The sequence below is a fragment of the Longimicrobium sp. genome (assembly GCF_036387355.1).
In the GTDB taxonomy this organism is placed as follows: domain Bacteria; phylum Gemmatimonadota; class Gemmatimonadetes; order Longimicrobiales; family Longimicrobiaceae; genus Longimicrobium.
Genome location: NZ_DASVTX010000373.1, coordinates 1 through 11,953 on the forward strand (window position 1 = coordinate 1; position 11,953 = coordinate 11,953).

The 11,953-nt window shown below is 71.1% G+C and carries 11 protein-coding genes; 5 read left to right on the forward strand and 6 right to left on the reverse strand.

Annotated features, from left to right (window positions below):
* Positions 1-21 precede the first annotated feature (21 nt).
* From VF665_RS16165 to VF665_RS16175, 3 genes are all read right to left on the reverse strand, one after another.
* Positions 22-1,989, reverse strand: a complete 1,968-nt coding sequence (locus VF665_RS16165; RefSeq protein WP_331054476.1) for a DEAD/DEAH box helicase — start codon at positions 1,987-1,989, stop codon at positions 22-24.
* A 27-nt stretch (positions 1,990-2,016) separates the two neighbouring features.
* On the reverse strand, positions 2,017-2,529 hold the full coding sequence (locus VF665_RS16170; RefSeq protein ID WP_331054477.1) for a hypothetical protein: 513 nt from the start codon (positions 2,527-2,529) through the stop codon (positions 2,017-2,019).
* Between the two features lie 160 nt (positions 2,530-2,689).
* Entirely contained in the window at positions 2,690-3,523 is an 834-nt protein-coding gene (locus tag VF665_RS16175) for a L,D-transpeptidase (protein WP_331054478.1), read from the reverse strand.
* Positions 3,524-3,797: 274 nt separating this feature from the next.
* Between VF665_RS16175 and VF665_RS16180 the strand changes: the two genes are divergently transcribed.
* Positions 3,798-5,759 (forward strand): DUF3857 and transglutaminase domain-containing protein, encoded by a 1,962-nt coding sequence (locus VF665_RS16180; protein ID WP_331054479.1) that lies wholly within the window; start codon positions 3,798-3,800, stop codon positions 5,757-5,759.
* A gap of 141 nt (positions 5,760-5,900) precedes the next feature.
* On the opposite strand, the gene VF665_RS16185 is transcribed toward VF665_RS16180, so the two are convergent.
* Positions 5,901-6,746: a rhomboid family intramembrane serine protease gene (locus VF665_RS16185; RefSeq protein WP_331054480.1), complete on the reverse strand. Its 846-nt coding sequence runs from the start codon at positions 6,744-6,746 to the stop codon at positions 5,901-5,903.
* 173 nt (positions 6,747-6,919) lie between these two features.
* Here VF665_RS16185 and VF665_RS16190 point away from each other — a divergent pair, with 173 nt between their 5' ends.
* Genes VF665_RS16190 through VF665_RS16195 form a run of 3 tightly spaced genes read left to right on the forward strand, consistent with a single transcriptional unit; the run spans position 6,920 to position 9,827 of the window.
* Positions 6,920-9,322 carry an aldehyde dehydrogenase family protein gene (locus tag VF665_RS16190; RefSeq protein WP_331054481.1) on the forward strand — a complete coding sequence of 801 codons (2,403 nt, stop codon included), beginning with the start codon at positions 6,920-6,922 and terminating at the stop codon, positions 9,320-9,322.
* An 18-nt stretch (positions 9,323-9,340) separates the two neighbouring features.
* Complete coding sequence (locus tag VF665_RS25930) at positions 9,341-9,622, forward strand: BrnT family toxin (protein WP_349263144.1); 282 nt, start codon at positions 9,341-9,343, stop codon at positions 9,620-9,622.
* Positions 9,510-9,827 carry a hypothetical protein gene (locus tag VF665_RS16195; RefSeq protein WP_331054482.1) on the forward strand — a complete coding sequence of 106 codons (318 nt, stop codon included), beginning with the start codon at positions 9,510-9,512 and terminating at the stop codon, positions 9,825-9,827. The genes VF665_RS25930 and VF665_RS16195 overlap by 113 nt, the downstream gene beginning before the upstream one ends.
* A gap of 176 nt (positions 9,828-10,003) precedes the next feature.
* Here VF665_RS16195 and VF665_RS16200 read toward each other — a convergent pair whose 3' ends face one another.
* Positions 10,004-10,525, reverse strand: a complete 522-nt coding sequence (locus VF665_RS16200; protein ID WP_331054483.1) for an SgcJ/EcaC family oxidoreductase — start codon at positions 10,523-10,525, stop codon at positions 10,004-10,006.
* A gap of 459 nt (positions 10,526-10,984) precedes the next feature.
* The gene (locus VF665_RS16205; protein WP_331054484.1) at positions 10,985-11,464 is read right to left on the reverse strand and encodes a PAS domain-containing protein; all 480 of its coding nucleotides are present in this window, start codon (positions 11,462-11,464) and stop codon (positions 10,985-10,987) included.
* Positions 11,465-11,726: 262 nt separating this feature from the next.
* Between VF665_RS16205 and VF665_RS16210 the strand changes: the two genes are divergently transcribed.
* Positions 11,727-11,953 (forward strand): GntR family transcriptional regulator (locus VF665_RS16210; RefSeq protein WP_331054485.1); only part of this gene is annotated, 227 nt, incomplete at its 3' end.

Consider the following 11,953-nt stretch of genomic DNA (forward strand, 5'->3'; position numbering starts at 1 on the left):
GACGTTCAGCGCCGGATGCGCTCAGCGCCCGCCGCGGTATCCGCCGCCGTCCCCGCCCCGGTACCCGCCGCCGCGGTTAGGCCCGTCGCGGCGCGGGCCGCGGGGCCCGTCCGCATAGTCGCGGCGCGGCGGGCCGCTGGCCCCGCGCACCTCGCCCTGGTCCTCGCGGCTGCGGCGAATGGCCACCGGCCGCCCGCGGATGCTCGCCTTGGACAGCTTCTCCACGATGGCGTCCGCATCCTGCTCGTCCACGTCCACCAGCGTGAACTGGTCTGCGATCTCAATGGCGCCAATGCGGTCACCGCTGATGCGCGCCTCGCCGGCAATGGCGCCCACGATGTCCGCCGGGCGAATCCCCCGGCGCCGGCCGATGCCGATGTACAGCGTCGCCTTGCCCGCCGGCGTGCCGCCCTCGTGCCGGTCGCGGCGCCCGCGCGGGCCGCGGCTGTCCTCGCCCGTGTTGTGGCGCTCGTTGCGCCCGCCCCGGTCCTCGAACTCCGGGATCTCCGTGTCGCTCCCGGGCTCTTCGGTGCCGCCCTTCTTGGCGGCCACCCGCAGCGCGGCGGCGGCCACGTCCATGGGGTCGAACTCCTCCATGAGCGGCCGCAGGATGTCGCGGAACGGCTCCAGCTCGTCCGTGGCGGCCAGCGCCTCGCGCACCGAGTCCACGATGCGGCCGCGGCGGCGGGCCCGGATCTCTTCCGGGCGCGGCACCTTGGCGTGCTCGAACGGCTGCCCCGTGGTGCGCTCAATGGCCTTGAGCAGGAACCGCTCGCGCGGCAGCACCAGGGTAAGCGCCGTGCCCTCGCGCCCCGCGCGCGCCGTGCGGCCGATGCGGTGCACGTACACTTCCGGCGTCTGCGGAATGTCGTAGTTCACCACGTGGCTCACGTGCTCCACGTCCAGCCCGCGCGCCGCAACGTCCGTGGCGATCAGCAGGTCCGCCGTCCCCTGGCGGAACTTGGCCATCACCCGGTCGCGCTGCCCCTGCGCCAGCCCGCCGTGCAGCGCCTCGGGGTGGTAGCCCCGCACGCCCAGCGCCGCCGTAAGCTCGTCCACCTCGCCGCGCGTGCGGCAGAAGATGATGGCCGAGGTGGGCGCCTCCACGTCCAGAATGCGCGCCAGTGCCTCCAGCTTGTGCTGCCGCGGCATCAGGTACGCCACCTGGCGCACCCGCGGCGTCTCCAGCTTTTCCGGAACGACGGTGACGCGCTCCGGCTCCTTGAGCGCGCGCCGCGCCAGGTCGGCGATGCGCGGCGGAAAGGTGGCCGAGAACAGCGCCGTCTGCCGCTCGGCCGGCAGCTGCTCCAGAATGGCTTCAATGTCTTCGATGAAGCCCATGTCCAGCATCTCGTCGGCCTCGTCCAACACCACGTACTGGGTGCCCGACAGGTCCAGCGAGCCGCGCCGGATGTGGTCCAGCAGGCGCCCCGGCGTGCCCACCACCACCTGCACCCCGCGCCGCAGCTCCCGCAGCTGGCGGGTGATGTCCTGCCCGCCGTACACGGCCAGCACTGAGACGCCGCGCCGCGCGCCGTACTTCTGCGTGGCCTCGGCCACCTGCACGGCCAGCTCGCGCGTGGGCGCCATGACCAGCGCCTGCACGCCGCGCTGCGACGGGTTGATGCGCTGCACCAGCGGCAGCGCGAACGCCGCCGTCTTTCCCGTGCCCGTGGCCGCGCGCCCGATCACGTCGCGCCCCGCCAGCAGCACGGGAATGGCGCGCACCTGAATGGGCGTGGGCTCCTCGTACCCCAGCGCGTCCAGCGCCACCAGGATCTCCGGCGCCAGCCCCAGGTCCACGAACCCCGGGCCCACCGGCGGTTCGGGGCGCGCGGGCGGCGCGGCCTCGGCGGACTCGGCGCGCGGCGCTTCGGCGGCGGGCCCGTCCGCGGCCGGGGCGTCGTGGGCCGCGCTCTCCGGCGCGGAGGCGGTGTCGTTCTCGGGCGTATTCTGCGGCGCGCCGTCGGGCGCGGTATCTTCCGGCATCTTCATCTTCGTGTTCGGTCCCCGGCTTCAGTATCCCACGGCGCCCACGTCGGGCTCGCGGGCGAACGCCTGGAAGGCGTCGGCCGGGTCGTCGTGCCGCTCCAGAAAACCGCGCAGCCGGCGAAAGCTGATCCGCAGCGTGCGCTCGCGCAGCAGCGTATCGGGATCCACCGGCGGCTCCAGCCATTCCGGGCGGTACTTGTCGGTCGTGTGGTGCCGGGGAGCGTTGTCCAACCCCTCCTCCGGCGGCATCACGCCCAGTCCGGACCGCACCAGCTCAAAGGCCAGCACAGGGTCCAGCCCTTCGTCACGGGCAATGTCGTACATCAGCTCGGCGAGTTCCGCGGGCATCCCCACGTGCACCGCCTCCTGCACCACGTCCAGCCGGCGGCGGCTGAGCTCGTCGGCGTTCATCCCCGCCTCGGCGCCCTCGCGCAGCCCGCGCGGGTCGCCGAACCAGGTGTCTTCGCCGCGGCGCGCCCGCCTGCGCTCGCTGTACGCGTCCAGCACGTGGCCGGCGCGCGCTTCCCGTTCCGTCATCGTCCAGTCCGCTGCTTCCACTCTGCCCCCCGGTGCACGGTTTCCCGGCGCACGCGCGCAAGGGGCGGACCACCACGCGGGGCGCGGAAACCAAAAACGAAACAGCGGGCGCGCACCGCACCCGCTGTCCCGCGATCCCGCCCGCCGTCCGGGGACGGCGTCAGTAGATGTACACCGGGGTGCCGACCGGCGCGTTCTCGAAGACGAAGGCGATGTCGTCGTCAAAAAGCCGCACGCAGCCGTGCGTTCCCCAGAATCCCACGGCCAGCGGGTCGTTGGTTCCGTGGATGAGGATTCCGCCGCCCGTGTCGAGCTTGAACTTGCCCAGCACGTCGGGGATCCGCCGGTTCACCGTGCCAAAGGGCGGAATGTACAGCACGTCGTTGAACAGCAGGGGCCGGATGGCCGGAATGCTGTCGAACTGCCCGTTCTTGAGAATGCCGATGCGGTCGCCGCGGCGCACCACGCGCCCGTCGGGCCCCAGGTCGATGCCGCCGGCCGGGAACGGGCGGACGGTCTCGTGCTCGCCGTAGTAGTGCCAGTCGGGCGGGTTCCAGAGCGGGTTTTCTTCCTTGGCCAGCACCGTGCGGCGCCCGCGCGGCGTGCTGAAGTCGTAGCGCCCGATGCCCTTGGGGCCGCGCACCACACCCATCCCTACGCCCGCCGCCGCCTCGATGAGCGTGTCGCGCCCGTCGATGAGCCACAGCTTGCGGTCGTAGATGCTCACCACGATCCGGCGCCCCCGGGCCGCGTTGGCGGCGTTGCGCCAGCGCACCCACTCCAGGCTGTCGGCGCGGTTGCGCGGCGCGTGCGGCGCGGGATCGGGGTTGTCCACGCCCAGCCGCCGCAGCCGCTCCGCCATCATCTCCTCGCGCGTCACCAAGCCGCGGGGACGCGTATCTTCCGGGTCGGGAACGGTGTCCCGCGCGGCCTGCGCACCGGCCGGAGCCACGGCGCAGAGCGCCAGCAGCACCGCCAGGGCCGCCCTTTTCATGCCTGCCTGCACCATCGTGGCGAACTCCTGCACGTGTAGAAGGCCCAACAGGTAAAACTCGCGCAAACGCGCGCGATGTCAAGGCGTACGTCCGCACGCCCGCCCGCGCGCCGCCCCTGCGCCGCGTGCGGGACGCCGGTTGATACGGCAGGCTCCGCGCCAGGGTTCCGTCCGTTCCCCCGCCCGCGCTTGCCCGGCGCGGGCGGGGGACTTTAGTTTTCGCCATCCCTTCCCCACCGGGTACCTTCGCCCGCAGTTCCTGCTTTTCCATCTCATGCGCCATCACTGGATCACCCTGGGGCTGCTGCTGGCGGCGGCCCCGCTGGCCGCGCAGGCTCCCCGCATTACCGAGGCGGGCGACCCCTCCGTGCGCAGCGACACCATCTACCGCCTGGCCGTCAAGGCGCAGGACTACCCCGAGGAATCGTCCGTGCTGCTGCTGGACGACGGCGTGGTGGTGGTGGAGGCCGACGGCCGCGGCAGCCGCACCTACCGCACCGTGGCCCAGGTGCTCACGCAGGAAGCCGTGGAGTCGCTGGCGGAAAACACGTTCTCATGGGATGGAAGGCGCGAGAAGTTCCGGCTCAACTGGGCGCGGGTCATCGGCCCGGACGGTCGCGTGGTCAGCGACAAGCCGTCGCACGACCAGGAAAGCACCTCCACCCCGGGCGAGTCGGCGCCGGTGTACACCGACCAGCGCATCCGCCGCATCACCATGGGCGGCGTGGTGCCGGGGATGATCGTGGACTACAGCTACACGGTGGAAACGCTGGAGCCGGTGCTGCCGGGCGACTTCCTGGCGCAGTGGAGCGTGCACACCGGGCGGCCCACCCTGCGCTCGCGCTACCTTCTGGAGATCCCGTCCAGCGTGCAGCCGCGCATTCTGGAGCACAACCTGAACTTCGCCCGGCGCACCCGCACGGCGGGCGGGCGCACGCTGTACAACTGGTCCACGCGCGACGTGGCCAAGGTAGAGCCGGAGCCGTTCATGGCCCGCGACTCCAACCGGCTGTACATGAACATCCTGGTCACGGGGCCCACCACCTGGGCGGACGTGGCGCGCTGGTACCACGGGCTGTCGGCGAACCGCTACGAGGTCACCCCCGAACTCCGGGCGCGCATGGCCGAGGTGGTGCGCGGCGCCCGCACGCGCGAGGACAGCCTTCGCGCCCTGCACCGGTGGATCGCGCAGGACATCCGCTACGTGTCGCTCTCGCTAGGCATCGGGGGATACCAGCCGCGCACCCCGGCGCAGGTGCTGGAAACGCAGTACGGCGACTGCAAGGACAAGGCGACGCTGTTCGTCGCCCTCGCCCGGAGCATGGGGGTGAAGGCGTACCCCGTAATTCTGAGCTCCGGCGGCGGCGTGCGGCGCGACATGCCCTCGGTGGAGCAGTTCGACCACATGATCGCCGCGGTGGAGCGCCCGGAAGGCGGCTACACCTACCTGGACCTTACGGCGGAGCTGATTCCGTACGGCGAGGTGTCGCCCGGGTACCAGGGCGAGTTCGGGCTGGTGGTCAAGCAAGACGGGACCGCGGAAGAGATCACCTTTCCGCTCAACGAGCCGTCCGCCAACCGGTCGGAAAGCCTGCTGGCCGGCGAGCTGGATGCGCAGGGGCTGTTCCGCGGGCAGTGGATGCAGCGGGCCACGGGGTCGCTGCAGTACGAACTGCGCAGCGCCTTTGCCAACCCGTTCACGCCCAAGGACCGCGAGGAGTTTTCCCGCGCCATCGCGGGGCGCGTGTTCACCGGCGCGGTCACGGACAGCGTGCGCCTGTTCAACGGGCGTGACCTCACGGCCAGGCCGGAGCTGTCCGTCTGGCTCAGCCGGGGCCGCGCGGCCACCCGCAGCGGCGGCGACCTGATCCTTACGCTGCCCATGGCCAACGGCTCCATGGACGCGGTGCTGGCCGAGATCGCCGCCGCGCCCACGCCGCGCCGCACGGACATCGACCTGAACGCGGTGATGGGTCCGGTGCAGACGCTGAGCGAGTTCCGCGTGGCGCTGCCGGAGGGCTACCGCGCGCGGCTTCCGCAGGGCGTGCGGGCAGAGAGCGAGTTCGGCAGCTACGTGTCGGAATATGTGCAGGAGGGCCAGACGCTGCGGGTCACGCGCCGCTTCTCCGGCTACCGCGGCACCGCGCCGGGCAGCCACCTTCCCGCGCTGGTCGCCTGGTTTGAGGCCCTGAACCGCGACGACGCGCGGCTGGTGGTGCTGGAAGCGGCGAAGTAGTCCGCCTCGCTCGTTGGATGGAAAAAGGGCGGCCCCACGCGGGGCCGCCCTTTCTGCTGCAACTCTCTCAAATAGAGGAGCCCGATGCGCGCACTCTCCGCGGCAGCGCATCGGGCTCCGCGCCCCCATGCCCCACGTGCGTCAGGGCAGAAAGGCGATGCCCAGCATGGCGAGAATGGCGACGACGCCGGCCGCGCCCAGCGCGGTGAGCGCGCCGAGTCCGGCCTGGTCCAGCGTTTCGCCGCCGCGCGCGTCCCACGGCCGGCTGCCGTCCGGAACCACCGCGAGCCCGATGGCGCCGCCGGCCAGGATGCCGCCCAGGTGCGCCGCGTTGTCGACGTACTGGTACAGCACCAGCCCCATCACCGCGATGATCCCCACGTTGATCAGCAGCACGCGCATGAAGCCCGGCGGCAGGTGCTGCCTGCGGCGGTGCGCCATCACCAGCAGGAATCCGAACATCCCCATCAGCCCGCCCGACGCGCCCACGGAGAGGGTCACCGGGGGAAGCACCAGGCTGGCGACGGAGGCGATCAGCGAGGACACAAAGAACACCACGGGCACCCAGCCGCGCGGCCCCTTCCACTCCATCGCCTTCCCCAGGTTGCGCAGCGCGCTGAAGTTGAAGAAGAAGTGGATGAAGTTGCCGTGCATGAGCGCGCTGGTCATCAGCAGCCACCACGCGCCCCGCGACACGCGATAGGGATCCAGCGCGGCGGCGTCTACCCACGCGGCGCGCCCGTCCGCCGCGGCCCAGATGGGTCCGCCCCGCCCCAGCCCGAGCCAGACGAGCACCTGCACGGCGCCCACGGCCAGGATGATGGCCGAGAGTGCGAAGGTGAACGGCGCCGGCGGTTCCGGGGGCCGCGGGCGCGGGTCCGGCTCGCCGTCCAGCGGCGGGTGCGTCTCCCACGCGTCGGGGCGCGCGGAGGCGGGCGGCGCCTGCTCCAGCGGCGGCCGGGGCGAATGCGGATCGTGATCGGTCACGCGAGGTGGCGTACGGGGTGGCGGCGCTCTGTCTCCGGCCGGAATCTGCACGCTGCACGGGCAATCCGCACGCCGCGCGCGCGCGGGCCTGCCAAACGGGCGCCGATGCTGTAGATTACGACCCGCCGCGCGTCCGGGACGCGGCCCGCCGCCCCCCTTCCCGCAGCAGCCAGATGAGCATCGCCGAGATCTTCGAAACCATGGAATACGGCCCCGCACCCGAGAGCGCCTCGCCCGCGGTGGCCTGGCTGGAGGAGCGGGTACGCACCTTCGGGCACTTCATCGCCGGCGAATGGCGCGACCCGCGGGGCGGCGAGTGGTTCGAAACCTCCAACCCGGCCGACAACCGCCCCCTGGCCCGGCTGGCGCAGGGGAGCGTGGAAGACGTGGACGACGCCGTGCGCGCGGCCCGCGAGGCGCTTCCCGCCTGGCAGGCGCTGGACGGCCATGCGCGCGCCCGGTATCTGTACGCCATCGCGCGCCACATCCAGCGCCACAGCCGCCTGTTCGCCGTGCTGGAGACGGTGGACAACGGCAAGCCCATCCGCGAGTCTCGCGACATCGACATTCCGCTGGTGGCCCGGCACTTCTACCATCACGCCGGGTGGGCGCAGCTGATGGACGCCGAGTTCCCGGGCGCCACGGGCGTGGGCGTGGTGGGCCAGATCATCCCCTGGAACTTTCCGCTGCTCATGCTGGCGTGGAAGGTGGCGCCGGCGCTGGCGATGGGGAACACCGTCGTGCTCAAGCCCGCGGAGTTCACCTCGCTGACGGCGCTCCTGTTCGCCGAGGTCTGCCGCGACGCGGGGCTTCCGCCGGGCGTGCTGAACGTGGTGACGGGCGACGGCCGCACGGGCGCCGCGCTGGTGGCGCACGACGACGTCGACAAGATCGCCTTTACCGGCAGCACCGACGTGGGCCGCATCATTCGCGTGGCCACGGCGGGAACGGGCAAGAAGCTGTCGCTGGAACTGGGCGGCAAGTCGCCCTTTCTGGTGTTTGACGACGCCGACCTGGACAGCGTGGTGGAAGGCGTGGTGGACGCCATCTGGTTCAACCAGGGGCAGGTGTGCTGCGCCGGCTCGCGCATTCTGGCGCAGGAAGGCATCGCTGAAAAGCTGACGGCGCGGCTGCGCGAGCGCATGGAGACGCTGCGCGTGGGCAATCCGCTGGACAAGTCGGTGGACATCGGCGCCATCGTGGCGCCCGTGCAGCTGGACCGCATCCGCGAGCTGGTGGAGCAGGGGCGGCAGGAGGGCGCGTCGCTCTGGCAGCCTTCGTGGAGCTGCCCCACGGAGGGCTGCTTCTTTCCGCCGACGCTGTTCACGGACGTGCAGCCGTCGTCCACGGTGGCGCAGGTGGAGATCTTTGGCCCGGTGGTGGTGCTGATGACCTTCCGCACGCCGGCGGAGGCGGTGGAACTGGCCAACAACACGCCGTACGGGCTGGCCAGCAGCGTGTGGACGGAAAACATCAACCTGGCCCTGGACGTCGCGCCCAGGATCAAGGCGGGCACGGTGTGGATCAACAGCACCAACCTGTTCGACGCGGCGGCCGGGTTCGGCGGCTACCGCGAGAGCGGGTTTGGCCGCGAGGGCGGGCGCGAGGGGCTGTGGGAGTACATCAAGCCGCGGTGGGAAGTGGCGGGCAAGGGCAACGGCGCGCGCCGCGAGGTGGTGAAGACGAAGCCGTCGCGTGGGGAAAAGGCGCGCAACGGCGGGCCGTCGCTGCCGCCCATCGACCGGACGGCCAAGCTGTACATCGGCGGCAAGCAGGCGCGGCCGGACAGCGGGTACAGCATGCCGGTGTACGGACCCGGCGACCGCCTGGTGGGCGACGTGGGGCTGGGGAACCGCAAGGACGTCCGCAACGCGGTGGAGGCGGCGCACAAGGCCCGCGGGTGGGGCGCGGGCACGGCGCACAACCGCGCGCAGGTGCTGTACTACATGGCCGAGAACCTGGGCGCGCGCGCGGACGAGTTCGCCCGCCGCATCGCCGCGCTCACGGGCGACGAGGCGGGCGCCGAGCGCGAGGTGGAGGCCAGCATCCGCCGGCTGTACACGTACGCCGCGTGGGCCGACAAGTACGACGGCCTGGTGCACGCCACGCCGCTGCGCAACGTGACCATCGCCATGAACGAGCCGGTGGGCGTGATTGGCGTGGCCTGCCCGGATGCGTTCCCGCTGCTGGGCTTCATCAGCACGGTGATGCCGGCGGTGGCCACGGGGAACAGCGTGGTCGCGATTCCGTCCGAGCGGTGGCCGCTGGCGGCGACGGACTTCTACCAGGTGCTGGACACGTCGGACCTGCCGGGCGGCGTGGTGAACATCGTCACGGGCAAGCGCGACGAGCTTTCGGAGACGCTGGCCTCGCACGACGACGTGGAGGCGATGTGGTACTTCGGCACGGCGGAGGGGAGCGCCATGGTGGAGCGCCTGTCCGCCGGCAACATGAAGCGCACCTGGGTGGGCTACGGCCGCGACCGCGACTGGCTGGACGCGGAGCAGGGCGAGGGCCGGGAGTTCCTGCGGCAGGCCACGCAGGTGAAGAACGTGTGGGTGCCGTACGGGGAGTAATCTCACGCCCGAAAGGCGATGTCGTTCGAATTCGAGTGGGACTCACAGAAGGCTTTGGCGAATCGGCTAAAGCACGAGGTCGATTTCGAAGAGGCGTGTACCGTCTTCAAGGATCCGTGGTCCGTTACGATCTCGGACGAGGGGCACTCCCAGGGTGAGGAACGCTTCCTCATTCTCGGCACGTCTGATGCTGGGCGACTTCTGGTCGTGGCGCATACCGAACGCGGCGAGCGAATCCGGATCATCAGCGCGCGCGCAGCAACACGAGGCGAACGAAGAGATTATGAGCGACGAAGCTGATTGGGAGATTGCGGACGAGTACGATTTCAGCGGCGGCGTTCGCGGAAAGTACGCCGCCCGTTACGCTCAAGGAACCAACATTGTGCGTCTGGATGCGGACGTCGCGGCGATGTTTCCTGACTCGGCCGCAGTGAATGAGGCGCTGCGTGGACTGGGCCAGATCATCCGGAGGCAGGCGGAATTGGCTCCGAATCCGAGTCGCTGAACGCTACGCCGCACGACAAAAACAGGCCGGGATCCGCGTGGGTCCCGGCCTGTCCTGCGTCTGTCCTGCGCGGTCATCTCACGCGGAGGTGAGGTCGCGGGGGGACTACGGGGGAAAGGGATGGGCCCGTGCCGTTCCCTATTCCCTATTCCCTATTCCCTATTCCCTGCCCTTCCCTACTCCGCCGCACGCGCGGGAGCCCGGCTCACCGTGTGCGAATCGATCCGCCACCTGCCGTCCGCGCCGCGGCGGGCCACGAGCAGGTAGGTGCCCAGGACGCGCTGCGGCGCACGGCCGGGCGCGACGATGTTCTGCGAGTAGACGCCACGCTCGTACGCCAGCGCGCCCTCCTGCGCCGAGGCTTCGGCTTCCATGGCGAAGTCCTGCAGCGTGCCGAGGCTTCGGTGATAACCGTCGCGGATCGCCTCGCGCCCGCGCACCACCACGCCCGACGTGCCCACGAGCGTCGCGCTGTCCGCGTACAGCGCCGCGAGCGCCGCCGCGTCGCGCGCCTGGTACGCGCGCACGAACGCCGCGCGCAGCGAATCCATCGCCGCCGAGCCGGCCGCCGGGCTGGCGGCCACGGCCCGTTGCGCCCCACGCGCCGCCCCCGTCGACGGCTCCGCCTGCCGCGCGTCCCCCGAAGCCGGAGTGCACGCCAGCAGCACGGGAAGGAGCAGGATCAGGTGCTGTTTCATCGTCCGAATCACACAGGAAGGCTGAAGCCGCGGCTCCAACAGCGCAGAGCCCGCCTTCGCGGACGCCATCGGCAGCACGGGCGTGAACACCGAGCAGCACGGGCGCGGAGACGAGTCGTTGGACGCGAAGACGAGCAGTTGGGCGCGAAGACGATCCGTCGGGCGCGCAGCCCCCGTCCAGAGCGAATGAATTCGACGCTGGAAAAGCACAAAGTCCGCCGTCGCGGACTGCGGCGGACACATCGGCGCGGCGGGCGGAAAGCGGCGTGGGCACCCTGTCCGGACCGGCGCCCCGTCCGTGGCGTCGACCGCAGTTGAAGCCCCGAACGGCGCCTGTGGGCGGCGTGTCGGGGCTTCCCGCTGTCAGAGCGGCGGATTCATCCGCTCAGGAGCCCGCCGGCAACGAAAACACCCGTCGCCCACACCGGCCACTTTCGTACTTTCGTACTGCCGTACCCCCTACGCCCGATCCAGATTCCTCACGATCAACACACCCTTCTTCTTGTCCGGCAGGTACGTCATCGTGATCTGCACCAGCCGCTCGCCGCTAGTAAAGCGGAACAGGTACCGGAACCGGTCCATCCCCGGCTCGCCCCGCTCCACCATCCCCCGAAAGCGCCCCTCGAACTCCTTGACCGCCGTGCAGGGCGCCACGTCGCGAAAGAAGTTGCGCCCCATCACCCGCGCGGCCTGCAGCCCGCTGAGCTGCGACTCGAACGCGTTGAACGCCTCCACGATGCCCTCGGAATCCACCGTCACGAAGCCGAAGGGGAGCAGGTCCAGGTCTTCGCGGGTGAGCCCCAGCACGTCTTCAGCGGGGATCATTCCCAGCTCCGCCGCGCAGTTCGGGCAGAAGCCGATGTGGGGCTCCGTGCCCCCTCCGGAGGGGAGCGGGCGGTCGCAGAGCACGCAGGTGCCGGTCGCGGATATTCTGTCCATGGATGTTCGTTTCAATCGGTTCCTACGCTCGACGGCGCGGCCTTCACCAGCGGACCGCGCCGTCGCCCCGGCGGGCGGACACGGCGCGTGCGTACGGAAAAAACAGCCGGAACCCGGCCAATGTTGCGGCCCCGCGGTGCCCCGGCAACCCCGGCGTGCGGACGAACCCTGAACACGGTACGGCGCCTCGCGCGCGGTTGCGCCTGCCCACCCGCCCCGCGATCTTGTGGGCCCGGTACGCAATCCACTCCAGCTCCGCCTGATGACTCCCCGCCAGACTTCGCGCGCCGCCGCCAGCGGCGGATCGCCCTCCATCTCGCGCGTTCCCCTGCGGGACCAGGTGCACCACGCCATCGTGGACCGCATCCTTCGCGACGACCTCAAGCCCGGGGCCCGCATCAGCGACACGGCACTGGCGCGCGAACTGGGCGTGAGCCGCACCCCCATCCGCGAAGCGCTGCTGCGGCTGGAACGCGAAGGGTTCCTGGG